46 protein-coding genes and 1 pseudogene are annotated in these 25,643 nt (G+C 33.6%); all 47 read right to left on the reverse strand.

The features are described from left to right. Positions 1–216: 216 nt before the first annotated feature. A complete protein-coding gene (locus AC3E6G_RS01955; RefSeq protein WP_490700321.1) occupies positions 217–549 on the reverse strand; it encodes a hypothetical protein in 333 nt (110 codons plus the stop codon). Positions 550–604: 55 nt separating this feature from the next. Further along, complete coding sequence (locus AC3E6G_RS01960; RefSeq protein WP_490700322.1) at positions 605–925, reverse strand: RHS repeat-associated core domain-containing protein; 321 nt, start codon at positions 923–925, stop codon at positions 605–607. Between the two features lie 159 nt (positions 926–1,084). Then, positions 1,085–1,540, reverse strand: a complete 456-nt coding sequence (locus AC3E6G_RS01965; protein WP_490700323.1) for a hypothetical protein — start codon at positions 1,538–1,540, stop codon at positions 1,085–1,087. A gap of 14 nt (positions 1,541–1,554) precedes the next feature. Beyond that, positions 1,555–1,815: an AHH domain-containing protein gene (locus AC3E6G_RS01970; protein WP_490700324.1), complete on the reverse strand. Its 261-nt coding sequence runs from the start codon at positions 1,813–1,815 to the stop codon at positions 1,555–1,557. A 60-nt stretch (positions 1,816–1,875) separates the two neighbouring features. Beyond that, positions 1,876–2,097 (reverse strand): RHS repeat-associated core domain-containing protein, encoded by a 222-nt coding sequence (locus AC3E6G_RS01975; RefSeq protein ID WP_490700678.1) that lies wholly within the window; start codon positions 2,095–2,097, stop codon positions 1,876–1,878. A gap of 354 nt (positions 2,098–2,451) precedes the next feature. After that, entirely contained in the window at positions 2,452–2,967 is a 516-nt protein-coding gene (locus AC3E6G_RS01980) for an SMI1/KNR4 family protein (protein WP_490700325.1), read from the reverse strand. A gap of 196 nt (positions 2,968–3,163) precedes the next feature. After that, positions 3,164–3,931: a hypothetical protein gene (locus tag AC3E6G_RS01985; RefSeq protein WP_490700326.1), complete on the reverse strand. Its 768-nt coding sequence runs from the start codon at positions 3,929–3,931 to the stop codon at positions 3,164–3,166. A gap of 69 nt (positions 3,932–4,000) precedes the next feature. Then, positions 4,001–4,375 (reverse strand): ankyrin repeat domain-containing protein, encoded by a 375-nt coding sequence (locus AC3E6G_RS01990; protein WP_490700327.1) that lies wholly within the window; start codon positions 4,373–4,375, stop codon positions 4,001–4,003. Positions 4,376–4,573: 198 nt separating this feature from the next. After that, entirely contained in the window at positions 4,574–4,642 is a 69-nt protein-coding gene (locus tag AC3E6G_RS01995) for a hypothetical protein (protein ID WP_490700679.1), read from the reverse strand. Between the two features lie 350 nt (positions 4,643–4,992). After that, complete coding sequence (locus tag AC3E6G_RS02000) at positions 4,993–5,355, reverse strand: hypothetical protein (protein ID WP_490700328.1); 363 nt, start codon at positions 5,353–5,355, stop codon at positions 4,993–4,995. A 19-nt stretch (positions 5,356–5,374) separates the two neighbouring features. Then, complete coding sequence (locus AC3E6G_RS02005; RefSeq protein ID WP_490700680.1) at positions 5,375–5,899, reverse strand: RHS repeat-associated core domain-containing protein; 525 nt, start codon at positions 5,897–5,899, stop codon at positions 5,375–5,377. 97 nt (positions 5,900–5,996) lie between these two features. Beyond that, positions 5,997–6,446, reverse strand: coding sequence for a hypothetical protein (locus AC3E6G_RS02010; protein WP_490700329.1), 450 nt, complete (start codon positions 6,444–6,446; stop codon positions 5,997–5,999). Between the two features lie 228 nt (positions 6,447–6,674). Beyond that, positions 6,675–6,989: a hypothetical protein gene (locus AC3E6G_RS02015; protein WP_490700330.1), complete on the reverse strand. Its 315-nt coding sequence runs from the start codon at positions 6,987–6,989 to the stop codon at positions 6,675–6,677. A 71-nt stretch (positions 6,990–7,060) separates the two neighbouring features. Then, complete coding sequence (locus AC3E6G_RS02020) at positions 7,061–7,537, reverse strand: hypothetical protein (protein ID WP_490700331.1); 477 nt, start codon at positions 7,535–7,537, stop codon at positions 7,061–7,063. A gap of 385 nt (positions 7,538–7,922) precedes the next feature. Then, positions 7,923–8,312 carry an ankyrin repeat domain-containing protein gene (locus AC3E6G_RS02025; protein WP_490700332.1) on the reverse strand — a complete coding sequence of 130 codons (390 nt, stop codon included), beginning with the start codon at positions 8,310–8,312 and terminating at the stop codon, positions 7,923–7,925. 343 nt (positions 8,313–8,655) lie between these two features. Continuing rightward, complete coding sequence (locus tag AC3E6G_RS02030; RefSeq protein WP_490700681.1) at positions 8,656–8,856, reverse strand: RHS repeat-associated core domain-containing protein; 201 nt, start codon at positions 8,854–8,856, stop codon at positions 8,656–8,658. Positions 8,857–8,902: 46 nt separating this feature from the next. Continuing rightward, on the reverse strand, positions 8,903–9,025 hold the full coding sequence (locus tag AC3E6G_RS02035) for a hypothetical protein (protein WP_490700333.1): 123 nt from the start codon (positions 9,023–9,025) through the stop codon (positions 8,903–8,905). Between the two features lie 45 nt (positions 9,026–9,070). Then, entirely contained in the window at positions 9,071–9,331 is a 261-nt protein-coding gene (locus tag AC3E6G_RS02040; RefSeq protein ID WP_490700334.1) for a hypothetical protein, read from the reverse strand. A 36-nt stretch (positions 9,332–9,367) separates the two neighbouring features. After that, complete coding sequence (locus AC3E6G_RS02045; RefSeq protein ID WP_490700335.1) at positions 9,368–9,571, reverse strand: hypothetical protein; 204 nt, start codon at positions 9,569–9,571, stop codon at positions 9,368–9,370. 59 nt (positions 9,572–9,630) lie between these two features. Continuing rightward, positions 9,631–10,035: an NTF2 fold immunity protein gene (locus AC3E6G_RS02050; RefSeq protein WP_490700336.1), complete on the reverse strand. Its 405-nt coding sequence runs from the start codon at positions 10,033–10,035 to the stop codon at positions 9,631–9,633. A 23-nt stretch (positions 10,036–10,058) separates the two neighbouring features. Next, entirely contained in the window at positions 10,059–10,643 is a 585-nt protein-coding gene (locus AC3E6G_RS02055) for a hypothetical protein (protein ID WP_490700337.1), read from the reverse strand. A gap of 68 nt (positions 10,644–10,711) precedes the next feature. Then, complete coding sequence (locus tag AC3E6G_RS02060) at positions 10,712–11,164, reverse strand: tetratricopeptide repeat protein (RefSeq protein WP_490700338.1); 453 nt, start codon at positions 11,162–11,164, stop codon at positions 10,712–10,714. Positions 11,165–11,233: 69 nt separating this feature from the next. Then, complete coding sequence (locus AC3E6G_RS02065; protein ID WP_490700339.1) at positions 11,234–11,491, reverse strand: RHS repeat-associated core domain-containing protein; 258 nt, start codon at positions 11,489–11,491, stop codon at positions 11,234–11,236. A gap of 225 nt (positions 11,492–11,716) precedes the next feature. After that, positions 11,717–12,016 (reverse strand): MafI2 family immunity protein, encoded by a 300-nt coding sequence (locus AC3E6G_RS02070; protein WP_490700340.1) that lies wholly within the window; start codon positions 12,014–12,016, stop codon positions 11,717–11,719. A 33-nt stretch (positions 12,017–12,049) separates the two neighbouring features. After that, a complete protein-coding gene (locus AC3E6G_RS02075; RefSeq protein ID WP_490700341.1) occupies positions 12,050–12,232 on the reverse strand; it encodes a hypothetical protein in 183 nt (60 codons plus the stop codon). A gap of 42 nt (positions 12,233–12,274) precedes the next feature. After that, positions 12,275–12,667 (reverse strand): hypothetical protein, encoded by a 393-nt coding sequence (locus AC3E6G_RS02080; protein ID WP_490700342.1) that lies wholly within the window; start codon positions 12,665–12,667, stop codon positions 12,275–12,277. 228 nt (positions 12,668–12,895) lie between these two features. Continuing rightward, complete coding sequence (locus tag AC3E6G_RS02085; RefSeq protein ID WP_490700343.1) at positions 12,896–13,246, reverse strand: hypothetical protein; 351 nt, start codon at positions 13,244–13,246, stop codon at positions 12,896–12,898. A gap of 280 nt (positions 13,247–13,526) precedes the next feature. Next, positions 13,527–14,102, reverse strand: coding sequence for a hypothetical protein (locus AC3E6G_RS02090; protein ID WP_490700344.1), 576 nt, complete (start codon positions 14,100–14,102; stop codon positions 13,527–13,529). 397 nt (positions 14,103–14,499) lie between these two features. Further along, positions 14,500–14,853 (reverse strand): annotated as a pseudogene (locus AC3E6G_RS02095) (type II toxin-antitoxin system RelE/ParE family toxin). Then, positions 14,843–15,127 (reverse strand): type II toxin-antitoxin system RelB/ParD family antitoxin, encoded by a 285-nt coding sequence (relB, locus tag AC3E6G_RS02100; protein WP_490700345.1) that lies wholly within the window; start codon positions 15,125–15,127, stop codon positions 14,843–14,845. Before relB ends, AC3E6G_RS02095 begins: the two are co-directional and overlap by 11 nt. Positions 15,128–15,731: 604 nt before the next feature. After that, positions 15,732–16,268: a hypothetical protein gene (locus tag AC3E6G_RS02105; protein ID WP_490700346.1), complete on the reverse strand. Its 537-nt coding sequence runs from the start codon at positions 16,266–16,268 to the stop codon at positions 15,732–15,734. A 31-nt stretch (positions 16,269–16,299) separates the two neighbouring features. Then, on the reverse strand, positions 16,300–16,998 hold the full coding sequence (locus tag AC3E6G_RS02110; protein ID WP_490700347.1) for an RHS repeat-associated core domain-containing protein: 699 nt from the start codon (positions 16,996–16,998) through the stop codon (positions 16,300–16,302). Positions 16,999–17,301: 303 nt separating this feature from the next. Then, a complete protein-coding gene (locus tag AC3E6G_RS02115) occupies positions 17,302–17,550 on the reverse strand; it encodes a hypothetical protein (protein WP_490700348.1) in 249 nt (82 codons plus the stop codon). Between the two features lie 169 nt (positions 17,551–17,719). Beyond that, the gene (locus AC3E6G_RS02120; RefSeq protein WP_490700349.1) at positions 17,720–18,283 is read right to left on the reverse strand and encodes a DUF4303 domain-containing protein; all 564 of its coding nucleotides are present in this window, start codon (positions 18,281–18,283) and stop codon (positions 17,720–17,722) included. A gap of 134 nt (positions 18,284–18,417) precedes the next feature. Then, positions 18,418–18,780: a cytochrome C biogenesis protein gene (locus AC3E6G_RS02125; protein ID WP_485772181.1), complete on the reverse strand. Its 363-nt coding sequence runs from the start codon at positions 18,778–18,780 to the stop codon at positions 18,418–18,420. Between the two features lie 43 nt (positions 18,781–18,823). After that, positions 18,824–19,225, reverse strand: coding sequence for a hypothetical protein (locus AC3E6G_RS02130; protein ID WP_490700350.1), 402 nt, complete (start codon positions 19,223–19,225; stop codon positions 18,824–18,826). Positions 19,226–19,227: 2 nt separating this feature from the next. Then, a complete protein-coding gene (locus AC3E6G_RS02135; protein ID WP_490700351.1) occupies positions 19,228–19,428 on the reverse strand; it encodes a hypothetical protein in 201 nt (66 codons plus the stop codon). Positions 19,429–19,486: 58 nt separating this feature from the next. Beyond that, positions 19,487–19,813 (reverse strand): RHS repeat-associated core domain-containing protein, encoded by a 327-nt coding sequence (locus AC3E6G_RS02140; protein ID WP_490700682.1) that lies wholly within the window; start codon positions 19,811–19,813, stop codon positions 19,487–19,489. Positions 19,814–19,908: 95 nt separating this feature from the next. Next, entirely contained in the window at positions 19,909–20,361 is a 453-nt protein-coding gene (locus AC3E6G_RS02145) for a hypothetical protein (protein WP_490700352.1), read from the reverse strand. Between the two features lie 108 nt (positions 20,362–20,469). Then, positions 20,470–20,928, reverse strand: a complete 459-nt coding sequence (locus AC3E6G_RS02150; protein WP_490700353.1) for an RHS repeat-associated core domain-containing protein — start codon at positions 20,926–20,928, stop codon at positions 20,470–20,472. 358 nt (positions 20,929–21,286) lie between these two features. Beyond that, positions 21,287–21,715 carry a hypothetical protein gene (locus AC3E6G_RS02155; protein WP_490700354.1) on the reverse strand — a complete coding sequence of 143 codons (429 nt, stop codon included), beginning with the start codon at positions 21,713–21,715 and terminating at the stop codon, positions 21,287–21,289. Between the two features lie 343 nt (positions 21,716–22,058). Further along, positions 22,059–22,403, reverse strand: a complete 345-nt coding sequence (locus AC3E6G_RS02160) for an RHS repeat-associated core domain-containing protein (protein WP_490700355.1) — start codon at positions 22,401–22,403, stop codon at positions 22,059–22,061. 175 nt (positions 22,404–22,578) lie between these two features. After that, positions 22,579–23,430, reverse strand: coding sequence for a hypothetical protein (locus tag AC3E6G_RS02165; protein ID WP_490700356.1), 852 nt, complete (start codon positions 23,428–23,430; stop codon positions 22,579–22,581). Between the two features lie 223 nt (positions 23,431–23,653). After that, entirely contained in the window at positions 23,654–24,040 is a 387-nt protein-coding gene (locus tag AC3E6G_RS02170; protein ID WP_296004914.1) for an SMI1/KNR4 family protein, read from the reverse strand. 1 nt (position 24,041) lies between these two features. Continuing rightward, complete coding sequence (locus AC3E6G_RS02175) at positions 24,042–24,542, reverse strand: hypothetical protein (protein WP_490700357.1); 501 nt, start codon at positions 24,540–24,542, stop codon at positions 24,042–24,044. Then, positions 24,539–24,664: a hypothetical protein gene (locus AC3E6G_RS02180; protein WP_490700358.1), complete on the reverse strand. Its 126-nt coding sequence runs from the start codon at positions 24,662–24,664 to the stop codon at positions 24,539–24,541. Before AC3E6G_RS02180 ends, AC3E6G_RS02175 begins: the two co-directional genes overlap by 4 nt. Positions 24,665–24,735: 71 nt before the next feature. Next, positions 24,736–25,575 carry a DUF2750 domain-containing protein gene (locus AC3E6G_RS02185; RefSeq protein WP_490700359.1) on the reverse strand — a complete coding sequence of 280 codons (840 nt, stop codon included), beginning with the start codon at positions 25,573–25,575 and terminating at the stop codon, positions 24,736–24,738. Positions 25,576–25,643: the final 68 nt, after the last annotated feature.

The raw sequence follows: 25,643 nt of genomic DNA on the forward strand, positions 1-25,643 counted from the left end.
GGCATAGCTGCGGTTGACAGCCTAAGCTGATGCTACTGTGTTCTTACCTATCTAGGTCTGCGTCAGGTCGTTAAGTGCGGCGATTTGTTTTATGAAGCTAACTGTGTGCTTTAGGAGAATCTCTCTATACGAGCTATGACTTGTTTATTAGATCTTAATCTAATTCGCTCGCTTTGGCTTAGTAAAATGGTTGATCTTCTTTCGTAACAGTAAGCTTTAACTTATGTTTTCAATTAAATAATCAAATAACTGGTTCGCAATAAGTTCTGAGTGGGTATTTATAACGGGAAATTTAAAGTAATAATATTGAGATTCATATCTTTCTAATATGTAGCTAGGAACTAGAAAAAAATTATTATAGCAAGAAGATATTTCTTTTATTGAATTAGAAATATCTTCTAATTTATTACTTATATTAGTTATGTCAAAAAATAGTTCACTAAAGCCATTATCAATATTATTAATTGTAATAAATGGATATTTATTTTGATTGCAAAATTCCCAGTGGTCAGTATAGTTTTGATCTTTTTTATAAATAAATTTATTCATATAATCCTCTTATTTGAATTTGAAGTCAGTTACATTCTTCATTTTTCCAGCTTTATCAAATATTGCCATGTAGTGAATAGTAAGCCCATCTATTTTTTGCTAACCCCAATGGGTCAACCGATCCTTGAACATTAGGTGCAAACCAATAAAAATTAGCCCCGCTCCACAACCCAATCGGGTCTTGGTTGATAAACCGAGCCGCATCAGTCTCATAATACCTGAAGAAGTTGAAATGCAAGCCGGTCTCTTCATCAAAGTACTGGTTTTGAAGTCTGAACGGCTGATGCGCGTTCTTGTAAATCCGCTCATCCTCTTTCAGACGATCCCAGGCGGTGTATTCGCCGTACCATAAGAGATTGCCGTCCTTATCGGTCATCTCACGTGGGATGCTGGTTTTGTCGCAGTGGAAGTAGTGGGTTTATTGGTGGCTTTGTTGTAGGTATAGTGGCGGTTGAACGCAATACAACAAAGATCGTCTGAAAACCTTGCGTTGGATTCAGTGCTTTATCTAGATGGCGATTATCATGTTTTTTATTTAAGCATAGTTTAATTTAAAAACAACAAGCTTCCCCTCAGGATATTTACCTTCCCATCCACAAGGCCAAAACCCGTTAAAATAAGCATCCTCTATCATATTCCAAATAGGATGATTTTTCTTATATTTGTTGTTTAAATAACAATTAAATAAATCTGCATCTATATCACTAAATAAACTATCTTTTAATCCCTCCTCTAAGTGCAAGGAATTCAACTTTTTTTCAATTGCAGGAACAGCATATTCATCCCAAAAACTGTCATCTTCATCTGTAGATAGCTTTAAAATTAGTGAGTTGGATTCACGCAAATCCTCCCAAACAGTCTCTAAATCATACTGCTGATATGCATATCTTTGTGCTACTGAAATATCTTGAATAATTTTCCATCGGCTGTTTTGAAAATTACCTGATACTTCTAATAAATTATTTTTTATAAATCCTAAGATTTTATTCATAATGTTACTCCTTATTATGTTAAGCAATTAATCCAATCTTGTTTTGTTGTCGATTTATATAAAGACATACTTCCTGACTTTAGTTCCTTATGAATTTTAGATTGTAATGATTGAATTTTTCTAGCCTTTTCTCTATCACATTTAGAATTTTTATCAATATTATCTACTATATCCATAATTACTTGGTTATATCCTCTATGATAGCCCTTATGTATAGAACGGGTAAGTCCCTTTAGATAGAGTTTCCGGTAACATAATTCTGTTACCTTTTCCATTAAGTTTAAATAATCCTTGTTTTTCTAGGCGTTGTAACAGTGGAGAATTATTAAACACCTCTAAGGAATTTTATGATGCGCTTGACGACCAGACCACCGAGTAGATTTAGTAATTGCTTCTCCCAACAGCTGAGAATTATTTTTAAGCCCCCAAACATCAACCCACTCCTGCTCATTCGCCGCAAAAGCATACAAATTATCTCCACCCAACAATCCAATCGGATCCTGATTCACAAACCGACCCGCATCAGGCTCGTAATACCTGAACAGATTGTAATGCAGTCTCGTTGCACGGTCATCTCACGCGGTATGCCAATTTTGTCGCAGTGGAAGTAGTGGGCTTGTTGGACGCCTTCTCCGTCTTCGGTTGTCCAATCGCGAACCTGTGCCAGCGGTTCGTAGCTACTTGGATCGGTGTAGATATAGGTATATCTGCCGTACGGGTGGATTTTCTGCAAGAGATGACTGCCGTCCCAGACGAAGTGGGGTTGGTTTTCGGGGGCGTTCCCGCCTAAATCATGCGGGAATGACGTTTCTGAAAAACAGAAACCGAGTGTGTACCGCACACACCCTACATCGGAACTGGAGGTTTTGTGCAGGCTACGATTTACTTAATAAATTTATTGAATATTCCAATTAAAAATATTTAAATGGATAAACATTAAATAAATTATTACTTATACTATTTACTGAATTTATAAACTCAGTTTTTATATCATCCGTAAGTGTCTCGCCTTCATCTAATAAGTGTTCTAAATCTCGGTATAACAAAGCCAATTGGATAAATTGTGAGAAATCTATCCCTAAATTTGTAAATCCAGATTTGGTATATTCTCCAGTATCATGATTATAATGAAAAATGGTATTATCTATTTTATTTAGAAACCATCCATCTCCCTGTCCTGCTTGTCCAATACTCCAAAAACACCTTGATATTTCGGGATAATTACACTCTAAGTATCTATTTTCATTTAAAGCCTCTTCATAATTAAAAAGAGAAATATCAGGTATTATCTCTACCTCCTGATATTTAGTAATAAATAACAAATAGTTATTATCCAGTTTAGGAAGTTTATCTAACTTTTTAATTTCTACTTTACGCTTAATACATATATTAAAAAAATCCTCGGGAAATAATTTTGATTTGAACATAAAAGTATACTCCATAATTTTTTTGCTTGATAGTTCAATACCATATCGTTAATATTTTTTCATTCTTTTCACTGCTTTTGAATTTAATGGCAAAATGCCTTCAAAAGCAAAGTTGGTTTCACCCTCCAAAAATTTCAAACCATGTATCGGATTGACCGGCCGGTCACCACCCGCCGCACCCTTTATGGCCGGAAAGTTATAAATAAAGTTGAATAGTACTTGTTATTTTTTTTTGTGTTTCGACACTAATTTCCTGGTTAAAATTTTGGATTAATTTTAAAAAATCAATGATTAAGTTGATTTGAGTAGTGTTAAAAATCGTACTTTTGTTTCGTAGAGCAACATATAAAAGTTCAACAACGTAACCATATAAATGAAATTTAGATAAATTAGAAAAAATATATTTTAAACAGCAAGGAGTAAAATATAATAAAGCCTTATTAGTAAAGGCTTGCCACTCTAGTGATTCAAGTATTGAGAGAAAATCATCGTATGTTATCTCAATCCAAGTTTTAGTAGATAGTTGCATTATAGAAAATATATAAGAGTCATCACTATCATCAAAACTTATGATGTTATTTTTATCAACTTTGAAAATTGGAAAAGTAGTCCTAATTTTTTCCTCTAGATAATTTCGTTCCTGTATATATTTTATCTCCGTAAGAAATTTTTCAAATTCACAATATACTCCTAAGTCTTTGACAAACTTTGAAATATATTCTAAAAAATCATAAATTATATTGATTTCATCTTGGGTTAAAGATTGCAGTAAATCAAATAGTTCACTTACTTCTCCTTGGGATATGTTAGAATAATAGCTAAATAATTCTATGAAACAATCATTATCTATACTAGGGTTTTCTATTGAGCTTAGTAAAAGTGTATTTAAATGTAAGGCATTTTCATTTTTTTGTTTATCTGACATTTGATTTTTAATTAATAACATTAGATTGTTTTTTTTCATGTCTTACTTTCTCCATTTTAAGATAGGGCACCATTTGATTGATTTATTATCTATTTTTTATTTACGTTTTTAAAAATCATTTAATAGTTTTACTATCTTCTCTTTATTTTCGCTGGATGAGTTAATTGCAATTTTAACAGTATTTTCTCCAAATTCATTTTGTATATTTTTATCAGATCCATTATCAAGGAGTAAATTCACCATTTCTATATTTCCAAACATGCATGCATAATGTAGGGGAGTGTATCCTAAGTCTCCTTTAAGATCGACCAATGCCCCATTTTGAAGAAATACAAGAGCATCATTTAAAGAATTATTTCTAGCTGCAATATGTAAAACTGTATCATCCATACCTCCTACTTGATTTATATCTTTAATAGTGTCACCCAAGAAATCAGGATGCGTTTCATATTTTTTTAAAATACATAACAATTCTTTTTCCATTAATAATACCTATAGTTGTAAGTTGATAAATTTAATTTCTTGATCTTATTTATTACACGTGACGCAATTTTCTTTATTTTCCTTTTTTTATTGTTTAATCTGTTTTTACGTTCTTGTATTTTTTGAGCATGACCGTCCTAGCCGTATTCATAGGCGGTTTTGCCTTAGATTGTTACGGAATAAATATTTCAGACGCCCCTAGCGGGTGTAGTTGCCGAACCAAACCAGATTGCCATCCTTATCGGTCATCTCGTGCGGTATACCGATTTGGTCGCAGTGGAAGTAGTGGGTTTGTTGGCCGCTTTCTTGAAGATTTCGGCTTTAACCAGTTGGTCATGCAGGTCGTAGAAATAGTTCTGAACTTCGTCGTCGGTCAGTTTGCGATGGATCAGGTTGTCGAAGTGGTCGTAGTAATAGGTGTCGTGCCGTTGTAGGTTTTCAGGCGGTCGTCCGGGACGGTAGGTATATTGTTGTCGGACAGGATATTATGCGCGGGGTCGAAGTAGCCTGCACTTTTTCAGGTAATCCGAAGAGACTGAGGTCATTTGAACAGAAACCGCGTGCGTACCGCACGCACCCTACGTCGGGATTGGAGGTTTCATGCGGGTGACGGCTTGCTATTCTGATAGTAGAAAACTTGTTATTAAAACATCTATATTATCAATTAATTTAATAGGAACTATCACTGTATACAGTAAATTTTCATCAAATGAACTATTAAAATCATATATAGCATTATAATTATCATCTACAATGATTTTTATAATTTTTTTTTCATTGGGAGCATGTGCTGAAAAAATGGGATTCCCATCCATAAATGACGTGCCATCAGAATACGTAGTTTTGAAGTATGGAAAAATCCATTTTTCTCTATTGATTGAATTTATATTAAGTAATTTTACAAATATATTTTCAATATACTGTTCTAATTTACTATATTCATCAATATTCTCATACCAATTTTCATATTTATTCATCATGTTTAAACTTTCTAAATATTTAAGAATTTGGGCCAATTCTTCCTGAAATAATTTCAATATCAACACGTTCATGTTTAGTTCCTTTTACCATGAAAGATTTTGATATAGGGGCATCTAATCCATTGCAACTGTTTCCATTTTCTATAAAATTTTTGGCTTTCTTAAAAGCTTCTTCTCTATCTTTTAGATCTCTCTTTGAGAGTTCTCTTTTTAGTTCTTCGAGTTTATCTGGAGCATCTTTTACAGTAACAGGCTTATCTGTATCCCAAGAAACAGATTCTTCTAAATGCGTTCTTTGTGCCTGAACGCGTCCTCTATTTTTTGCTAACCCCAAAGGGTCAACCCATCCTTGAACATTAGGTGCAAACTGATAAAAATTCTCCCCACCCGACAACCCAATCGGATCCTGACTCACAAACCGACCTACATCAGGCTCATAATACCTGAAGAAGTTGTAATGCAGCCCCGTCTCACGGTCGGCATACTGGTTCTGCAGGCGGAAGGGGTGGTATGCGCTATCCGTTACCTTGATTTCCTCTTTCAGACAATCTTACTGGAACATTGAGTCTCAACCTAACCTAGGACAACTATTTGAATTTCTGTTTAGTCATAATCAATTAATATTCAACGCTTAATTAGATTTATTTATCAAAAGCGGTTGGATCAAAAACAGAGATATATTTTATATTCATTTTGATAGCTTCTTCGAACGGAGGGTCATCTTCAGAAACTTCCAGTGCAATTCCTTCAATAATTTTTGAAAAAAAAGCTTCTTCACATTCATCGTAATAGAAACCTAAATTAGAATTTAAGATATCATTAATAGGCATTCCTATTTTAATAGTTCTGAATTTGCCTTGATATCCTTCTAATGCAGAAATTTTATAAATTTCTCCTGAAGTAATATCTACGTTAATTTCAATTGGGATATCAGTAAATATATATCTGCATGAATAAACACTAGTTTGAAAAAATTTTAATTTTCCATTTAACATATTTTTATTAATGATACTGGAGTAATTTTTAATATTGTCTTTTAATCTGATTCCCCCTAAACTCTTCGCGGGGATAATTTCATCATAAATATTCATAATCAACCTTTCGTATTATTCTGAAGGAAATCTTTGTGTTCCACCTTTACCAGAAGATATTTTCCAATAAGGTGCTCCCTCATAATGCCTACTGCTCCCTAGGTGGTATTGAATGTAACGAATAGTAAATTTATTACCTCGTGAATTTAATTCTCTTAATGTAAATCTTTTATTGCCTCCACGAGTTTTACGCATTACGTCTTGCTGTATAGTTTTTTTATTTGAGGATCAAATTTGTTGTGAACCATCAAAATTTGTATCAAACCCATCTATATATTTCTCAAAATCAAGGTGATATAGTTTTTTTAAATTTCTAATCCAGATAACAAATTCAAAGAAAATCTTAATATTTTCATCTGTTATCTCAAATATCCCGTTGTCTTGGTGAGATTCTTGGATAGCTGAGATAATTCTCTTAAATATTTCTTTATTTTCCCTAATTTCATCAATAGGTAATGTTTGCAATATATCAATAAAAAATAATTCATCCTCAATACTTAAAATAGAGGGTGAGTTTTCTAGTTTTTCTAATAATTCTTTCATGCTAAATACCTTTCAGTTATACAAAGCAAAGGATTGCTTCTGCTGGAATAGTTTATTTATTTTTATAATAGTTAATCGTTCACTCCAATAGAAATAGATAACACATCTTCCTCATTGTCGAGTAGAGATATATCGATAACTTTATCTATTTTATGACTAAATAATTTTAAACAATAAAAATTAGGTTTGTTTATTAATTCTAGCCAATTGCTAATATTTTTTATTTTGATAATAAACAAAGGGAATAATTCTATTGGTATTTCAGACGAATCATTTATTCCTCCATAAAAGTATACATAAGCAATGTCATTTTCCTCTGGTGCAAGAAAATTTAATATTTCATTTTTTATCGATAAACTAAAATTTTCCTTTGATAATTCTATATTTCTATAGGGGGTAAAAGTACGATTTATTATTTCACATGAGAGTGGATATGGAATGATTTTTTCAGAATCTGAAATTAAATTATTTAAAAAATGAATTTCTTTCATTTTTTTCATTAAATTATTCTGTTTTAAAGTAAAGATCTTATCTTCTAAAGTTGTCATGATACTATTTCCTATGTTGTACGGTTACATTATCTTTGTATTATTCCCAAGAAAATGTACCATTCCCATTATTTCTTTTTGACTAAGATTTCCATCCGTTTTGGCAGTAGCTACATGCCAGCGTGGACAAGGGTGTTTTGCAATCGGAAGGGATTGTGAGCAGTTCCGGATATGTTGGTTTCACTCTTTAGGGTACCCCAACCGTAATGATTCCCAAACTAGGCGGGATCGGTGTAGAGATAGGTATACCTGCCGTCCGGTTGGACTTCCTGCAAGAGGTGGCTGCCGTCCCAAACAAATCCGGTTTCTTCTTCGAGGCCGTCTGAAACTTCTTCGTTTTTCAGACGGCCTTAATGTTTTATCAGGTTTCTACTAAATATGTAACTTATTGTTTGTAATATCTCATTAGGTTTCTAATTTCTTTAGATTTCTTTTTATCGTGATATTCTTCAGATGTATAATGTTTTGCATCATATCCAAACTCATTTTTTATATTTGTTTTAGCTCCATTTTTTAAAAGAATTTCAATAATATCAAGATTTCCATGAAGACAAGCATTTTGAATAGGAGTGAAATTTAATTCACCTTGTTGATTGACATTTGCTCCGTTTTCTATTAATAGAATAATATCTTTTTTAGATTGGGAATTAACTGCTAAATTTAATAATGTTTCTCCCATAGATCCTAAGTCATGTACGGAGGTTATAGGACTCTGATTCAAAAGACTAGGGTAATCCTGATATTTTAAAAAAAGATTTTTCAAAGAATTATTCATAATTTACTCTCATAAAGAATTTATTTAGTACATTCAGATTTTGCTTTTTCTTTTAAAGCATCTAGCCTATTTTTCCAACCATTTATTTTGATTGTATGTCTCCCGGGTTGCCATTTTCTATCCCAATTAGTATATAACTCGATACATCTTTTGGCATGATTCATTTGCGCACTTAGAGTTGCGCATATAGACGCTTGAGGTGGTACTGGAGTATCACAAAACCTTTTCGCTAGTTGATATTCTTGATCACGTTTATCAGGTTTATTATTTTTTTATTTGCTTTGTTAAACAATTGTTGTAACTTTGCAAAAACTCTAAAGGGATTTAATCCTAGAAAATCTACCTAATTTACGATACTAAATGCATAAGTATAAAAATTTGTATCTCCTAAATATTTAATAGGATCCTGATTCACAAACCGCCCGACGTTCGGCACATAATACCTGAAGAAGTTGTAATGCAACCCCGTTTCACGGTCGGCATATTGGTTTTGCAGGCGGAAGGGCTGGTGTGCAGTTCCGGATGTGTTGGTTTCACTCTTCAGTTTGCCCTAGCCGTAATAATCGCCGAACCAAACCAGGTTGCCGTCTTTATCGGTCATCTCTCTCGGTCATCTCTCTCGGGATGCCGATTTGGTCGCAGTGGAAGTAGTGGGTTTGTTGGCGATTTTCGCCGTCTTCGTTGGTCCAGTTGTGTACCTGTGCGTACCTCACATGCCCTATGTCAGGATTGGAAGTTTCATGCGGGCTACAACTTACTTATTCATCTTCATAAGCATCACCATAGCTTTGAAAAGAAGAATCTAACCAAAACCATTCTTTTTCATTGGAAACTAATTTTTCCAGTAGTTCTGTAAATGATTTAGCAATAATGGGAGACTCATCAGGTGTAGCATGAGTTTCTATAAAACTATCATAACAAAAACCAAATCTTTTTTTGTTTAAGTCTATACTGATATATTGACTAAGCTCTTGAGAAGATGCAATCATGAACCAATCATTACTGATATCATCTGCCAACTCCTCCCAAATAACATCATCAGCTGGATATAGAATTTAGTTTGTTGGTTGCAATTCTGAAAGTGAACTGATTCTTATCTCACAAGAAGTATCAATAATGAGAATAGCATATTCATAATTTTCATAAAAGAATTCTAAATCTTTTGGCAAAGAAAAAGCAAATTCTGGTTTTGATACTGCTTTCAAAAATTGATGGCTACTTTTTTGTTCTAATTTTTCAATTAATTCTTTGATTTTCATAAAATTCTCCTTAGGACTGAGAGTTTTTGTTCAGGCTACGTCTTGCTAATTACTTTAATTTAGATATGTATAGAATGCCATTTCCCATCATAACTATCAAATTCTTTTACATTATCTAATTTCCAGAATTCTGCCTGTTTTTTGAATTTATAAAGTCTTTGCGCTTCCATTCCAGCGTACAGCACAGCACTTTTTACAGTTATAGAGCTACCTTTTTCTTCTATTTCAATGATTTCCTCGTTATTTGGATTGAATGTCGGAGGGTAGTTAATAGTCATACTTTCTAACTTTCCCATTTTTCTTGGTTTATCTGTTAGGTATTTATCGTATATTTCCTTTAGTGTTTGTTTCAATATCTCATCAGGAATATCTGTGCCTGCATCAATATGCTTATTAGCATTGTCTTCCCATTTATACATTTCCATCAGAAAACTATTTAATATAGTTTCAATACTTTCATTCATAATTTAATCCTTTTTAGTTTTGTTTAAGTTGTTTGTACGAAGAATAATCCACCAGATAAATCTCGATTTATAAAAATATATCCTATGTTCTCAGTTAGATAAAAAATTTCATTTATTTTTTCAGGTAGATCCATTCCTAAGATTTGACCTATGAAAATATATTTTTCTAGAAAATCATCACTCTCTTGTTGTAAATATTGAGGTTGTCCTCCTAAAAAACTCATTTCATCTAAATTCTCAATAGGATTAATTGGATAAAAATTATCTAGGTTAAACTTGAACTGATTTTTATCTCCGATGATAACTTTCGTGTATCCTTGAATAGCATCGTCAATTTCAGTAATGTAGTCAAGAAAATAATCTTCTTTATCATAATAAGAAAAAACGTAAATTACTTTATCTTTATATTCCTTATTCTGAAAATCTGTTTTAAATTGAGGTGCAATAGTCAATAAATTTTCAATTGGCATAAAAGCAATCAATGCTAACTCATGACCATCTGGCGCTATCACTTTATTTGAATAGTCTAAATCTAGCCCAACTAATATATTATTTATATTGGGTTTACTATCTAAAAAGTTAAAATTAACGTATCCATTTTTGTTCATTTAAATTCTCCTAAAAATTTAAGGGCGTTTCTTACCTGCTTTTTTTAATTTTTGGGTGCAGTGCAATCTTACTTTTTGTTTTTTTTCTTAGGATTTATTTCTTCTCTACGTTGCTTATAAAATTGCCAATATTTTTTGTCTTCCATAGAGAAAGGTGTGTAACGTAGCTCATTATAAGTTAGGTCAAAATATTTATAGGCATTTTCCATATCACCTAGTTCGTAATAGATAATACCTGCCCATAGAAATGTACTGCCATCAGGAACTGTTTTTCGCGCCTCTAATGCAATATTTATCCATTCAAGTGCCTTAGAATAATCCTTTAACTCTTTAAATCTACCAGAAATTTCAGAACATAGCCCACTAGTTGGGGTTACGAATTGAGTAGCAGGTTTTGGAATTAAATCCCAAGCCCTCATTAACTCATCAATCCTGTCCTGAAGAGTTTTAGCTTGTCTCGACTCACATATAATATTATTAATTTCACTATTTAACTCAGGATTAATATCAGATAAATACATGTTTTTCCTCCTTTTCCTAAACCTAGGATTTTTCTTTCGGCTATTACAATTTAAACCCTAAGGATCTAATCAAATAGATACATTCGGTGCAAACCAATAAAGGTTATCACAGCCATCCAACCCAATCGGGTCCTGATTCACAAACCGACCCGCATCAGGCTCGTAATATCTGAAGAAGTTGTAGTGCAGCCCCGTTTCAAGGTCGCAATACTGGTTTTGCAGGCGGAAGGGTTGGTATGCGCTATCCGTTACCTTGGTTTCCTCTTTCAGACGACCCCAGCCGGTGTAGTTGTCGAACCACAGTAAATTGCCGTCTTTATCGGTCATTTCTCTCGGGATGCCGATTTGGTCGCAGTGGAAGTAGTGGGTTTGTTAGCCGCTTTCTTGAAGATTTCAGCTTTAACCAGTTGGTCATGCAGTTCGTAGAAATAGTTCTACACTTCGTCGTCGGTCAGTTAGCGGTGGATGAGGTTGCCGAGGTCGTCGTAGTAGTAACTTGTGCCGTTGTAGGTTTTCAGACGGTTGTCTGGAACGGTTGGGTAAACGAGTTATTTAATCAAATTTATTTTCAAATCTCATAAAAAAACATCCCTTATATATATTTAATGAATGAATATTATCATTATTTTCAATAATGTATATTTTCTCATATAGAAAATTTGGGAAATCAGCCAATACATCTGTAACTGCACTATCTATTGCTTCATACTCATCATCTGTCAGTGGTGAATCAATATATACATAAAGAGTAAATAATTCTTCAGTTATATCAAATGCAATAAGTCTGACTTTGTTACAAATTGCCCCAAGAAAAGCCGTTTGCATACTTAAAATAATTTCTTTTCTTTTCATAACTAATTCCTCAAATAAAATTATGTGCATTCTTTAAAGAGTATTTATTACCATGTTGGTCCGATTGTGTACCTGTGCCAAGGGTTCGTAGCTGTCGGGATAGGTATATCTGCCGTCCGAGGAGACTTCTTGGAAGAGGTGGATGCCGTCCCAAACGAATCCAGTTTCCTCTTCGAGGCCGTCTGAAGCTGTCTGAAAAGCGGAAACCGCGCACATGCCCTACGTCAGGATTGGAGGTTTCGTACGGGCTACGGATTGCTAATTTTGGTTCGATTCCTGATATTTTGTTATATCAGAAATAGTGATATCTTCATTATTAAACATATCATCCCAAATTTGCTTATAAAGTTCTTTTGCGGTCATTTGTTGAGGTATTTCAATGGCTGCGTCGGTACTAGGAAATTGATTATGTAGTCGTTCTTCTGTCCAGAAATTTAATCCAAATCTCAAACTTTCTTTAATTCTGAACTGGGTTGATATTGTAAAATTTTGATATTCGGGGTACAGATATTCTTTGACTAATCTCTTTACGCTATCTCGATTAACCAAATTTAGACCTGATAAGTCTTCAAGTTTGCTATCTATACCTTCGTGTAATAGTCCAAGAAAAAGTCTGATATATTCAGGACTGACTTTATACTTTTTATTCATTTAAATTTCCCCCAAAATTGAAACTAATTGACCAACTTTATTGAATATGGCTTGTACTTGAGATGTTTGGATTAATGGTCCTCTTCGTTGGCCCAGTTGTGTACCTGTGCCAAGGGTTCGCGCGTAACGCACACACTTTATGTCTTGGAGGTTTCATACTGGCTACGGATTGCTTCAGATTATTACAAATTCTATATTTGTACAGAATTTAATTGTCTTTTTGCCGTTTTATTTCTTAATATATTTTTCAATATATCTGTATTGCTCTTGTGTACATTTAACTGAAAAAAGTATTTTTCCACTTATAATACTTTGAGCAGAGAAAATATCTTTCTCATATTTGAATTTTATTTTACTTAACGGAATCATTCCTTTTCCATTTTCTTTCCCACAAAAAAGCTTATATTGTAACTCATTATTACTTATACCTATGTCTCCACAAGTTTTTTGACTATTATATTCTGATACAATTATATTTAACCAGCCATGTTGAAAATCATACGAGTGATGTGAAACATAAGGTAATTTAGAAGAGGAGGATCCTATTAGAGATAAAATTGTACTTAAAATAGATTTCATAATTTATTTACCATTTAATTTATTAATTTTCTTAGCGAACGAAGCAGGAATAACCCAACCAGACATTTTCATTTCTTTAATATCAGCAGCTTGACTTGCCCCATATGCAAAACTTGCACACTGTCGATTTCATAAATTATATCCATAAGTTTCTGTATCTTTATTATTAACGAGTTTGTCAAAAAACAAATCTCTCAAACGATCCTGATGAAGGTTTGAAGTCGTCTGAAAATGTGCGTACTGCACACATCCTACTTCGAGATTGAAGGCTTCATGCGAGCTATGGCTTGTTATTCACTCTAGTTAATTGATTATATTTACGTAATTCAGTTATGTCTTTTCCTGCTTTAATCATTTCAATACAATTAAATTGTATTTTGTAATCTTCTTCATAATGTATATCAAGCCGTTCATAATCTGTTTCGTAATACATAACATCAATTGTTTCAATTACCTTATCACTACAATTCGTAATAAAAATTAGTTCATTTTTATTTATAAACTCGTATAGATATGATAACCCTATCATAGAATTTTGTGTAAAGATAACTACGTTATCTGGAAACTCCTCTGTATCGGGGATGATTTTATTTAATGTATTCAGAGTTTTTTCAATTTCATCAGAAGAAATATCTTTATTCATATTAATATATAAAAAGATACTATCTAGCCAATCAGTACATAAAGAAAGATATGGCTCCTTAGTTATTCTTTTAATATGATTCTCTTCTAAAAAATAATCAAAACCTGCTATGAGATGTAAAATTCTATCGATGCAACATGCTCCAAAAAGTAATCTTTGTGTATTTGTTAAATTTTCCAATTCCTTTTTTACATTTTCTTCATATTTTTCCATATTAGCACCTTCCTATGTTACGTCTTTATCTACTTTTCTTACTAGAACGAGGAGTTTTACTTTTAACACCTTTTTCATTCATCAAATCTTTAAAATCAAGACATACAGGACCTGAGGTCTCAATTTCTGTAATTCCTTTTTCTGACTTGATTAAAGATTCTTCTGCGTGAGCATCTTTCATATTTATAACAGTAATACCTTTAGACTCGGCTCAAGTTCTCTGAACCTTAGGTAGTATATTATTTTACAAAGATATAGTCTATAGTGTTTAAATCTTTATTAAATCAACGTTTCTAAAGGGGATATAGCTGTAAAATATTTCATATATACCGTATTGTTAAACCAAGACGGTACCAAAAATTAAGGTTTCGGAGCTTATAAACTTAAGAAAGTTGTCTCAAGTATTTGGCCTTTTTTTATTTTCTTTTTGTAACAAAGTGACGTAGTCACTTTTAGTGTGGAATAGGTGAGATAAAAAAACAGTGTTTCGGTTTTGGTCAATGAAGTAAAGCAAAACATATTGGTCTATAATTTTTCCTCGTGAGGGATACTTGCTGTTAATTTTTACTCCGATTTTCTCATCAGCGTCAAATCATGCTTCAGGAAAAATCTCTAAACTTTTTAAGCTGTCTAAGATTTTAGCCACAGTATTTTTGGCGGATTGAGGGGATAGAAGTACCGTAGCTATATAGTCGTGTATATTGTCGATAGCTTCCTCGACCTCTTTTGAAGCAATCACTTTATAAGCCATAACGTACCCTCATATCGTCTAGGGAAGTTCCTTCGCCTGCCTCGTATTCTCTCAAGGCACGCTCAGATTGGGCTTGTAATTCTTCAATTAACTGTTCTCTATGTAGATCTTCGGACGTCTTAATAGGTAAATCTTGCTCCAGGACTATTTGCTCCACAAATAAAGAAATAGCATCTGTCATTGTCATGCCCTTTTCCTTGATAATTTTTCGAGCTTGTTCCATAGTGGCTTCATTCAGTTTAAAATTGTATTGTTTCGATAAAGTTATAGCCATGATATAGCTCCGTTCTATACGTTATAGATTGATTATATATTAGATATAGATTTTAATCAAAAAAAGAAGTTCTGTTTGATAACAGAACTAAGTTATTTCAATAGACGTCGTAGTACTTTAGTTGACTGACGTACTGAGCGGTCAAGAAAGCATAATACAGAAAATGCGAGCCTCCAACCAAAAAGTGTTTTTCTCATAGCGTTGCCTCATCACTAAATATATACCACAGCTTATTTTTTAGCTGCGATTTCCTCGACGGTCTTCTTTTTGAAAAATTCAATTTTTTCAATCGGAGTCATATTGCGATATGTTTTGATAAAATCACGATAAATCTGGTGCTTTTTATCAGGATCAAGTAAGTCATGAAAGAGGTTAATAACTCCAGTTTTAAAGGTAGCAATATCCTCAATAACAAGAAGAATATAAGGCGATTTTTTATATTAGATGGATGTTATAGTTATCCCTGAGATGAATTTTTTATACGGACCTCTTGGGATGTGAGTTCTTGTAAGCCCACTCATCTTTTTTCAGACGCCCCCAGGCGGTGTATTCGCCGTACCATACCTGTGTTTTTGAAAATTCATGCAGGCTACGGTTTGCTATTTTATCTAGGGTAGCTCAAAAATTTTATGAAATCATTTATTTCATCTTCATTAAAGCTATTTTCAAGATATTCTCTCTCATAAAAAATAAAATCTAATAAATATTTTCTTGAATAATCATCTAAATTATTTTTAATTTTCTCAATTAGCATAAAAAATTTATTGGGTTCTATTAATTTTGTTATTAGTACATTTAACTCAAAATCACAATTTTTGCTTAAAATATTTAGATTTTGAAAAATCAAATCAGCAATTTCCTGTTTTTGTAGGTCATTAAAGTTAAGTATAGATATTGCTCTCAGAAAATCAGAGATGCTTTGAACTACTATAAATTTATTATTGGATAATATATATTTAATAAATTTAAATTCATTCTCAGTAATTTCTATTTTATTTGGAAATATTTCTGATAATAAATACAATGCTCTACGTATATTTTTAGATGGTAGCGAATCTAGTAGTATAATTATTTGACTGAAATCTTCTTGTTCTAAAGAAGCTTCAATCATATTTTGTATATAAAAATCACTATTGCGCATAATTATCATGCTCCTATATCAATATTAAACTTCACATTGCTCCTACAAGACTTCCTCCTACCACAAAAGCACCACATACTCTCGCCGTTGAATATATACAAACACTAACTAGCACAACAGTTCCAACAAGGGCGATTGCTGTTAAAGCATCATTATTAGTAGATGTTTTGTCTTCAGTGGAGCAATTAGTGTATTTTGTTACGGGAGAAGAAGGAGGAGGTGGTTTGTCGCAACCATTATCTACCCACTCTTTTTCGGCTTTAGCTAGTTTACTATACGCAGCATTCAGTAGCTTTACATGACCTCGGACAGTATCTCTAAGAGCTTCTCCTGGACCAATTCGCCACGGTAAATTATTTGGATTACTCTCAAGTGCGGGAATACGTTTTACATATATTTCGTATTTAAGATTTTCTATTTTAGCTGCAATTGATGCACATTTCTGAGCATTATATAAACCAAAAATATCAACCCATCCCTGCACGTTCGGCGCAAATTGATAAAGATTATTCCCACCCTTTAATTTGATCGGATCCTGATTCACAAACCGCCCCGCATCAGGATCGTTATACCTGAAGAAGTTGTAATGCAGTCCGGTCTCTTCATCGAAGTATTGGTTTTGCAAGCGGAAGGGATGGTAAGCACTATCCGTTATCTTGGTTTCCTCTTTCAGATGCCCCCAGGCGGTGTATTCGCCGTACCACAACAGATTGCCGTCCTTATCGGCCATCTCACGTAGGATGCAGATTTGGTCGCAGTAGAAGTAGTGGGCTTGTTGGACGCCTTCTCCGTCTTCGGTTGTCCAATCGTGAACCTGTGCTAAAGGATCGTAGGAATCCAGATTGGTGTAGATATAGATATATCTGCCGTCTTAAACGAATCCAGTTTTCTCTTCGAGGCCGTCTGAAGCTTCTCCGTCTTTCAGACGACCTTTGTCTATCCGTCTGCCTAAGGCATCGTAGTGTACGCCCAAGTTTCTTTCGTACCGTCTTTCTTGAAGATTTTGGCTTTAACCAATTTGTTGAGGCTCGTCTCAATCTACAGCTTGCTTATTATTAATAATAGATTTTTTAGCTATATGTATTAGATCTTTATAATTTTCCATAAAAGGTTCTTCTAATGTGGATTCTAATAAGCAATCTAAGTCATGTAATATTTTTTGCTCAGCTTCATCAATAATTTCATTATTTTCAACGAACTTAACAAGCCATTCAAAAAAAACTAATACTTCATAGTTGTTTAATTTAATAATATAGTCGTTGGACTCTTTTTTAATTTCCATAATATTATAATGCTCCTCGAGAAACTACATTTTGTAAATGACTGGTAATGAGATTGTTAAAGAACCAATATTTCAGATGACCTTAAAGAGGATAGTGAGGTCGTCTGAAGAACAGAAACCGCGTGCGTACCGCGAAGACTTTACGTCGGGATTGGAGGTTTCATACGGGCTACGGCTTACTTTGAAATCTGTTTTTGAACGTAATGAACTTTTCATATGAATTCAATTGTTCAGCAGAATAATTTTCCATAATTTCAGCATTATCACTATCTACAATAGAAACAAAAAATATGACATTCTTTGTTTTTTTCTTATCTATATTTTCTATTGCTTTTTTAAATCCTTCTATAATTGAATCATATACTTCCGCCTGATATTGCTCAAAATTACCTTCTGATATTAATGTATTTGCATCATTAAGAATATTTTGAATCTCATTATTGAATACACTATCTATTTTCTCAGGAACCTCTCCAAGTCCTATTGCAAATTGAGGGTAATACCATTTAATAAAAGGCTGATCTTCTTTTGGGTAGTTTACTTTTTCTATTTCGAAGTGAGAAATAGTGTTAGCAGCCCAACCCAGATATGAACAATAGTCATCAATATATAATGTATAGGCAAAAACTTCATTAGAATTATATCTTTCTAATACAAATTTAAATGTCTCTGTAACTCCTTTAGATACATTCTGGATTAAATCTTGAATTATATAATTACTTAAAATACTCATTTTTATTTTCCTTTTATAAATTTTTGTTATCAATCAGTTTCTATGCACATTTACTACGTGATCCGTATTTTCCAAAAACCTTACTACCAATTCTAGTTAATTGCTTACTCATGTATCTATCTGTTTGAGCTTTATTATACATAATTTCCTATCTTTTTTCTTAAAAATAAAAATATTTTAATCCAAAAGGGTGTTGTTAATCCCAAAATTCCTCCGAATATCAATCCTTCAAGGAGCATAAAACTCTCACTTTCGATTTGTATAGCTAATCCCAGCAGCATCCCAATTAACATTTGAATTATGGATAGATATTTAATATTTTTTCTTTCTAATTCCAAATGAAATAAAATAACTAGAAAGAAAGAGATGATCGGAAACACGACCAACTTAACTATCGTGTTATCTCCATAATAGGCCATCCATAACCAAAAACAAATCCATGAAATTAGAATACTAATCCAATACTTTTGAATAAATTCTTTGACTTTAATTAACATGGAAGTCCTCCTTTGGCTATGATGTTTACAGCATATTCTTGAGTTATATTTGTTCATATAAAGTTAAATTCTTTTCTGTGCTTTTATATATATCTGTATAGAAATAAATTCTATTATCTTTTATCTCTTTCAGATAAACCAAGTCTTCGATACCACCAATATACTCAATGGATAAATCATCTAAATTTAATATTGCAAGCCTAAATCCAACAACCAAAAATCGTCTAATGAAAACTGGAATATATATTTTTCTATTGAAATACAACAAAGGCCCTCCAACCCCCTGTTCTTGAATAATAACTTGACCGTTAATGGATAGACTTCCAACTAAAGGAGAACCTTGATTTACTTCCATCAAATCAAGGTAACTGACTTCCCAATTGTCAAACAAAAATTTTTCTTGAAAGTCTAAAGGAGTTTCATTAAATATTTCTAACTTAGACATTTCTAATACTTTCTATTTCTTTTAATTTTTTTCGATTTTACTTTTTGAACTTCTTCTGAATGCACTATAAATTGTAATGATTCTCCTGGATATTTAAGACCCTGTGGACCAATAATACCAACTTTCATTTTTGTTCCTTTAGGCATAATACCTGAATTATAATTTGTTAAAGGGTTCCAAGAAGGGAGAATAGCAGCAAACATTCTATTTATGAATTTGTTAGTTCCTATACGTAGCCCCCAAAAATCTCCACGACTTGAATTAAGATGCAAATCTCTGTACAGGTATGTTAAATGGTGCCTTAACAGTAAATCCTTTAAACAAAATTTCATCAGAAGTTGTAATTTTAAGGTTCTCAAAAATACTTGCTAAACCTAAAACATCAATCCGAGAACCAGTATTAGGCGCAAAAGCATACAAATTCTCTCCACCCAACAATCCAATCGGGTCCTGATTGATAAATCGTCCGCAGTTTGGGTCGTAGTACCTGAAGAAGTTATAGTGCAACCCAGTTTCAAGGTCGCAATACTGGTTCTGCAACCTGAATGGCTGGTAAGTGCTATCCGCTACCTTAGTTTCCTCTTTCAGATGACCTCTATGTTAACTGCTAATGAGATTGTTAAAGAACAAATGGTTCAGACGACCTCAAAGAAGATTGTGAGGTCGTCTGAAAATAGCGAATCTTACTTTTTGTTTTTTTTCTTAGGATTTAGTTCTTCTTTACGCTGCTTATAAAACTTCCAATATTTTTTGTCCTCGATACTGAATGGATAATATCCAGCATCGTTATAAGCTATATCGAAACATTTATAAGCATCATCATATTTTTCAAGGTCATAATAAAAAATACCGCCTAATAGATATGTTCCTGCATTAGTTGTTCCTAAATCGGCAACACTCAAAGCAATAGTCAGCCATTCCTCAGCCTGTTCATATTTTTGATGTTTATAATATGACTCAAATAAGGCAATCGTAACCATTGTAGTTGGATGCGCCCATTGAGTTACTGGCTTAGGTATTAGCTCAAATGCTTCTTTTAATAATTTTTCTTGTTCCGAAAAAGATTTATTATAAGCTTCGCAAACTAAATCATTAATTTTTGATTCCAATTCTGGATTAACTGCATCTAAATTCATAGCATACAACTCCTCAATTAAAATAAACAATGTTAAGTGTAGATTCTATAATATCAATGGCCATAATCAGATTTCTGCCTAGGCACGATTCGTTTATCCATATCATACCTATGGAGTATCCCAAAATTGGGCAGAGCTAGGAATATCGCTTACACGTCTTAAATTACTAATCTGATCAGCCGACATACCACGTAGCTCCTTAGCGCTTAACATGCGCTGCATTACAGCCCTACCAGTGGGACTCACTTTTGATGGCGTTTTACCTACTGTAGCCAACCTGTTACGAGAAAGTCCCAACGGATCAATCCAACTTTGAGCATTTACAGCAAACTGATAAAGGTTATCCCCTGCGCCCAACAACCCAATCGGTTCCTGATTCACAAACCGACCCGCATCAGGCTCATAATACCTGAAGAAGTTGTAGTGCAGCCCCGTTTCAAGGTCGCAATACTGGTTTTGCAGGCGGAAGGGTTGGTAGGCGTTATCCGTTACCTTGGTTTCCTCTTTCAGACGACCCCAGCCGGTGTATCTGCCGAACCACAGGAGGTTGCCGCCCTTATCGGTCATCTCCCTAGGGATGCCGATTTGGTCGCAGTGGAAGTAGTGGGTTTGCTGGCAACTTTCGCGTCCGAGGGGGTCGCATTCTACGGTAATGCAGCCGTAGTCGTCGCAGTCGTAGCAATTTGGTAGAGGTCGTCTGAAAAACATAAACCGCGTGCGTACGTTCCGTACATACCCTACGTCAGGAATGAAGGTTTTGTGCGGGCTACTGCTTGCTAGACCCAACCTACGCCTGTTGTTAGTTTTGCATAAATTAATGAGCAATATAAAACGTCTAAATATTTGAAAGATTTAGATTTTAGAGTTTTCTGTATTTGAAAAAAGGGGACCTTGTGGGGAAGGCTCGACCTAATTACGTTTATTTTTATGAGACTGAAAATTTAGAGATTCTTAAACCATCTAATTCAAATGTGAAAATAATAGAAACTCCTCCTTCTGTTTTTATCTCACACTCATGTTCCCACTCCTCCCTTGATACAAATTTCCATTTAATATCGGCAAAAAACAAATATTGTACAAATTTTTCAATAGTTAATTTCCTATTAATTTTATATTTTTTAGCAATAGTTACACCTTTGAAATAAGGATCTATTGATAGCAAATAAATAACTTCATCCATAAAACCAATTTCTAATCCCTTCCAAAAAATAGAAAAACCACTTTCTATATTATCGTCATCGTATAACCATTTAGACGAATGTTTGAATTGTTTCCGCTTTTGAAAACTACTATATGACATACCCACATACAAATCTTCAAATCTGCCTGTTTTTAAGAAAGATGTGATATCCATAATAACCTCACTAACTTTTTCCTAAATTTTTTAATTCCTCTTTTAGCTATATCCTTTCTTCTAGTGCTACTTTTTGGGTCATTTAAAACACCTTCAAAATCAGTCAGAGCCTTTTTAAGCTGATCTTTTGCTGATTACATATTTTGTGAGTTGTCTTTCAGTTCAGAAATTATGTCATCAGCAACTTTCAATTTTTTGGAAGTAGCACTTTTCATATCACCAAAACATTTCCATACAATTTCTCCGTTATCATCTAAGGTTAAAAGGGCTTCTGTTACTTTTTATTTCCTACAAAAATATCAGCATGAGGTCCTTTAACACTAACATCCGAAAATCTATATGGTTACATTTTTGAAGTTGCTTTTGAAGCAAGGCCTAATGGGTCCACCCACGCCTTCGTATTCAGTTCAAAAGCATATAAATTCTCCCCACCTATCAACCCAATCGGATCCTGATTCACAAACCGCCCGGCCTCAGGTTCGTAATACCGCATCAGGTTGTAATGCAGCCCAGCCTCAGGCTTATAATACCTGAAGAAGTTGTAGTGCAACCCCGTTTCACGGTCGCAATACTGGTTTTGCAATCGAAAGGGTTGGTGAGCAGTTCCGGATGTCTTAGTTTCGCTCTTTAGTTTGCCCCAACCGTAATAATCGCCGAACCACAGCAAATTGCCATCCTTATCGGTCATCTCCCTCGGTATGCCGATTTGGTCGCAGTAGAAGTAGTGGGTTTGCTGGCAACTTTCTTCGTCTTCGTTGATGTGGTTTTGATAGGCGAAACCGTGTGCGTGCGTACTGCACACACCCTACGTCAGGACTGAAGGTTTTGTATGGGGATACGGGCTTGCTACGGCTTACTTGTGATTACCAGCTAGTAATAGGTCTATGCAAATTTAACCAAAATTTTAATAATGATTGTTCAAAAAAACGAAATTCGGACAGATCTTTTTCTACAACTAGACCTAATTCTTTGAAAAGATATTTAGATTTCGTTCTCTCGATAACATCATATTGACTTAATAACTCAGTAAGCCCTTTTTTTGATGATATATCTATTTCATTATAGTATATTGAAAGCTCTACTTTCTTATCATTGAAAATTGTAACCTCAGTTAACTTTTCATTATCAAACCTTAGTACAAAATTGTTTATCTCTATAATATTTTTTACCTTCGGGATAACATTGTTTGATATGTCATATTTTCTTATAACATCTGATAGAGAACAATTTAATTCAAAATCGCCTACGCTCTTATAAGGAATAAATATTAATTTATCATGATTTAAAGTTGGGTTTTTAAGTTTACTTTTTTGAAAGTCTGAATACTTTTTACCTTTATTATCATATAAATCTCTTATACTCTTATCGTAAATTAATATCTGCAGAAACAAATTATCCTTATAGTCAACATATAAAACTATATTATATTTTGGAAAAATATAAAAATAATTTTCTTCATCTGAAACTTCTATTAGAGGATTCTCCTCTTCTAAAAATTTTTCAAGATTTGAAAAGTTAATAACTTTCCCATCTAAGCAAAATTCATCACAATTCCTCAAGGAGGATACAGTAATCAATTCTGAATCAGATTGTGTCTTGTGTTTTTTATCAAACTCTAATGAATAATTAGGATTATTTAAAATAACATCATCAAAGTCAGCCTTTTTTTGACCCAATACAATTCCATCCAAAGAATTATTTAATATTTTCAACATAATACATATCCTTTCCTGTATTTGTCTATGTCAATTAGCTTCTCAGCCATCAGGAAAAACGACCAATAGATAGAATGCCATTGTTAATGGTAATGAGATTGTTAAAGAATAAATATTTCAGACGACCTCGAAAAAGGATTGAGGTAGTCTGAAAAACAGAAACCGCGTGCATACAGCATACACCCTACGTCAGGATTGAAGATTTTGTGCGGGCTACGGCTTGCTAATAATTAAACATTCCTTTTTTTACTAATAGAAAGTCTTCTAAAGAAGATGATATTTTTTCTAAGGAGTCTTCACTCATTACTCCCATGCCGACAGCAAAAATATTTTGATTTTTATTATCCATTAGAATGGCAACCCCTCCACCATTATCTCCAATCATAAGAAAATTCGGCAAATATTCTTTTACTTCATAGTCAATATTCCTTTGTTGGATATCCTCGGCTTCCAAAAGGGTTATCTCATCTCCAAATAATCCATTGCTTAGTTCTAAAAATTGAAGATATGAAGGATATAAAATATACCACTCTGGAGGTAACATTTTTATAGCTTGGCTAGTAGCAGGATTATTTAAAGTATATAAGGCTTCTAATTCATGTCTATTCATTTTAAAGTGCTCCTAGTTCTCTGAAATACTTGTAACTTTGACTTAGTGCTCGTTTAATTTGCTTGGATGATAAGCCAGCAGCTTTTAATTGTCTTGCTGATTCTGTAAATTCTTGTCGAATACTTGTGTTAAATTCATTTTGTTTCCTAAAGGCGCGCTGCATTGCTGAAATAATAGCATGAGCTTTTCCTGATGAAAAAGGTATTAGAATTGCTGGTACTTTTTGGGAGTCATAACCTTTTATATTTTGTTTTGCCCATTCTTGTTGAATGGTATGGTGTGATTGTACCCTATCATCATCTTTTTTGTTGCAATGTCCTGGCGCACGATTTGCTTCGAGGCTCAATATGCCATGAGAATCCATGTCATAGGTTCTATAACCTCCAGGTCTTCTTGCTGGAGGATGTTTTTTTGCAAGTCCTAAGAAATCCACCCAAACTTGCGCATTAGGCCCAAACCAATAAAGATTCTTCCCCCCTAAGCCAATCGGATCCTGATTCATAAACCGCCCGGCTTCAGGTTGTAATGCAGCCCAGCCTCAGGCTTATAATACCTGAAGAAGTTGTAGTGCAGCCCCGTTTCACGGTCGCAATACTGATTTTGCAGGCGGAAGGGCTGATGCACATGCTTATAAACCCGCTCATCCTTTTTCAGACGACCTTACGGTTTGGTTAGATCTCGAACTGACTATTCGTTTAAAGATAAGGCAAATCTAAGGCCTCATCATAACTTTCATCTAAGATTTTATTGACTGTGGCAGCAAACTGAATAGCCTTCATATCAATAGTTTCAGGATTGTCAGGAATCGGAAAGACAGCTATACCTATATTATTTTCTATCAACCATGGTATCCCATCCTCTAAAAATTCTTCTATCTCAATTTCATAAATATCAGAATTCTTATCTTCAGAATTTGCCATAATTCTTGCGAATTCTAATTCAGGCCATATGGCTAAAGATGAATTTTTCTCATCTCCCCATAATATCCAATCTTCTTCTTCGTCTGCTAAAACATATAGAACTCCAGAGTCAGCTATCCTTTTTAAAGTATGCTCACAACGTTCTTGACTGGACAAATTAAGAATTGCATTGATTGCTTTTTGATGTAAAACCATCGACAAATTAGGTAAATCAAATTCTTCCCCATACCACTCATAAAAATAATCATTGATCATCTTAGCAAATTCAATTGGATCCAAAATAATAGTTTCTGTTTTTTCATCAATAGGAAAAATAGCTAATCTAATATTATTTTCAGACATTAAAGGAACGGTATCTTCTAAGAAGTTCTCTAGTTCCATTTCATCTATTCTCAATGCTTGAGGATTCCATTGGAGAGCTAACTCCGCAAACTCAGATTCTGGAAAAATCATTAGATATTCTTTTCCTTCATCATCTTGCAAACATATCCAGTCATCCTTTCCATTTAGTAGGTATAAAGTTTCAATACCAGATATAGTTTTAATAGAATAATCCAATCTTTCTTTAGCTGATAATTTAACAATTGAATCAATTGCTTGTTTTGGCAGGCCCATTATTTAAATCCTTTCTACTTTCGTGAATCTTTGTTTTTTGCTCAGATTTTCCACCACATTTTTTTGAC

This window comes from Streptococcus sp. SCPM-O-B-23252 (M501), assembly GCF_058200355.1.

Excerpts from the sequence above, each read along its gene's own strand:
- AC3E6G_RS01955 (WP_490700321.1), bottom strand. The coding sequence starts at position 549 with ATGAATAAATTTATTTATAAAAAAGATCAAAACTATACTGACCACTGG.
- AC3E6G_RS01960 (WP_490700322.1), bottom strand. The coding sequence starts at position 925 with ATGACCGATAAGGACGGCAATCTCTTATGGTACGGCGAATACACCGCC.
- AC3E6G_RS01965 (WP_490700323.1), bottom strand. The coding sequence starts at position 1,540 with ATGAATAAAATCTTAGGATTTATAAAAAATAATTTATTAGAAGTATCA.
- AC3E6G_RS01970 (WP_490700324.1), bottom strand. The coding sequence starts at position 1,815 with ATGGAAAAGGTAACAGAATTATGTTACCGGAAACTCTATCTAAAGGGA.
- AC3E6G_RS01980 (WP_490700325.1), bottom strand. The coding sequence starts at position 2,967 with ATGTTCAAATCAAAATTATTTCCCGAGGATTTTTTTAATATATGTATT.
- AC3E6G_RS01985 (WP_490700326.1), bottom strand. The coding sequence starts at position 3,931 with ATGAAAAAAAACAATCTAATGTTATTAATTAAAAATCAAATGTCAGAT.
- AC3E6G_RS01990 (WP_490700327.1), bottom strand. The coding sequence starts at position 4,375 with ATGGAAAAAGAATTGTTATGTATTTTAAAAAAATATGAAACGCATCCT.
- AC3E6G_RS02000 (WP_490700328.1), bottom strand. The coding sequence starts at position 5,355 with ATGATGAATAAATATGAAAATTGGTATGAGAATATTGATGAATATAGT.
- AC3E6G_RS02010 (WP_490700329.1), bottom strand. The coding sequence starts at position 6,446 with ATGAATATTTATGATGAAATTATCCCCGCGAAGAGTTTAGGGGGAATC.
- AC3E6G_RS02015 (WP_490700330.1), bottom strand. The coding sequence starts at position 6,989 with ATGAAAGAATTATTAGAAAAACTAGAAAACTCACCCTCTATTTTAAGT.
- AC3E6G_RS02020 (WP_490700331.1), bottom strand. The coding sequence starts at position 7,537 with ATGACAACTTTAGAAGATAAGATCTTTACTTTAAAACAGAATAATTTA.
- AC3E6G_RS02025 (WP_490700332.1), bottom strand. The coding sequence starts at position 8,312 with ATGAATAATTCTTTGAAAAATCTTTTTTTAAAATATCAGGATTACCCT.
- AC3E6G_RS02045 (WP_490700335.1), bottom strand. The coding sequence starts at position 9,571 with ATGAAAATCAAAGAATTAATTGAAAAATTAGAACAAAAAAGTAGCCAT.
- AC3E6G_RS02050 (WP_490700336.1), bottom strand. The coding sequence starts at position 10,035 with ATGAATGAAAGTATTGAAACTATATTAAATAGTTTTCTGATGGAAATG.
- AC3E6G_RS02055 (WP_490700337.1), bottom strand. The coding sequence starts at position 10,643 with ATGAACAAAAATGGATACGTTAATTTTAACTTTTTAGATAGTAAACCC.
- AC3E6G_RS02060 (WP_490700338.1), bottom strand. The coding sequence starts at position 11,164 with ATGTATTTATCTGATATTAATCCTGAGTTAAATAGTGAAATTAATAAT.
- AC3E6G_RS02065 (WP_490700339.1), bottom strand. The coding sequence starts at position 11,491 with ATGACCGATAAAGACGGCAATTTACTGTGGTTCGACAACTACACCGGC.
- AC3E6G_RS02070 (WP_490700340.1), bottom strand. The coding sequence starts at position 12,016 with ATGAAAAGAAAAGAAATTATTTTAAGTATGCAAACGGCTTTTCTTGGG.
- AC3E6G_RS02075 (WP_490700341.1), bottom strand. The coding sequence starts at position 12,232 with ATGTGCGCGGTTTCCGCTTTTCAGACAGCTTCAGACGGCCTCGAAGAG.
- AC3E6G_RS02080 (WP_490700342.1), bottom strand. The coding sequence starts at position 12,667 with ATGAATAAAAAGTATAAAGTCAGTCCTGAATATATCAGACTTTTTCTT.
- AC3E6G_RS02085 (WP_490700343.1), bottom strand. The coding sequence starts at position 13,246 with ATGAAATCTATTTTAAGTACAATTTTATCTCTAATAGGATCCTCCTCT.
- AC3E6G_RS02090 (WP_490700344.1), bottom strand. The coding sequence starts at position 14,102 with ATGGAAAAATATGAAGAAAATGTAAAAAAGGAATTGGAAAATTTAACA.
- relB (WP_490700345.1), bottom strand. The coding sequence starts at position 15,127 with ATGGCTATAACTTTATCGAAACAATACAATTTTAAACTGAATGAAGCC.
- AC3E6G_RS02105 (WP_490700346.1), bottom strand. The coding sequence starts at position 16,268 with ATGCGCAATAGTGATTTTTATATACAAAATATGATTGAAGCTTCTTTA.
- AC3E6G_RS02110 (WP_490700347.1), bottom strand. The coding sequence starts at position 16,998 with ATGGCCGATAAGGACGGCAATCTGTTGTGGTACGGCGAATACACCGCC.
- AC3E6G_RS02115 (WP_490700348.1), bottom strand. The coding sequence starts at position 17,550 with ATGGAAATTAAAAAAGAGTCCAACGACTATATTATTAAATTAAACAAC.
- AC3E6G_RS02120 (WP_490700349.1), bottom strand. The coding sequence starts at position 18,283 with ATGAGTATTTTAAGTAATTATATAATTCAAGATTTAATCCAGAATGTA.
- AC3E6G_RS02125 (WP_485772181.1), bottom strand. The coding sequence starts at position 18,780 with ATGTTAATTAAAGTCAAAGAATTTATTCAAAAGTATTGGATTAGTATT.
- AC3E6G_RS02130 (WP_490700350.1), bottom strand. The coding sequence starts at position 19,225 with ATGTCTAAGTTAGAAATATTTAATGAAACTCCTTTAGACTTTCAAGAA.
- AC3E6G_RS02135 (WP_490700351.1), bottom strand. The coding sequence starts at position 19,428 with ATGTTTGCTGCTATTCTCCCTTCTTGGAACCCTTTAACAAATTATAAT.
- AC3E6G_RS02145 (WP_490700352.1), bottom strand. The coding sequence starts at position 20,361 with ATGAATTTAGATGCAGTTAATCCAGAATTGGAATCAAAAATTAATGAT.
- AC3E6G_RS02150 (WP_490700353.1), bottom strand. The coding sequence starts at position 20,928 with ATGACCGATAAGGGCGGCAACCTCCTGTGGTTCGGCAGATACACCGGC.
- AC3E6G_RS02155 (WP_490700354.1), bottom strand. The coding sequence starts at position 21,715 with ATGGATATCACATCTTTCTTAAAAACAGGCAGATTTGAAGATTTGTAT.
- AC3E6G_RS02160 (WP_490700355.1), bottom strand. The coding sequence starts at position 22,403 with ATGACCGATAAGGATGGCAATTTGCTGTGGTTCGGCGATTATTACGGT.
- AC3E6G_RS02165 (WP_490700356.1), bottom strand. The coding sequence starts at position 23,430 with ATGTTGAAAATATTAAATAATTCTTTGGATGGAATTGTATTGGGTCAA.
- AC3E6G_RS02170 (WP_296004914.1), bottom strand. The coding sequence starts at position 24,040 with ATGAATAGACATGAATTAGAAGCCTTATATACTTTAAATAATCCTGCT.
- AC3E6G_RS02175 (WP_490700357.1), bottom strand. The coding sequence starts at position 24,542 with ATGAATCAGGATCCGATTGGCTTAGGGGGGAAGAATCTTTATTGGTTT.
- AC3E6G_RS02185 (WP_490700359.1), bottom strand. The coding sequence starts at position 25,575 with ATGGGCCTGCCAAAACAAGCAATTGATTCAATTGTTAAATTATCAGCT.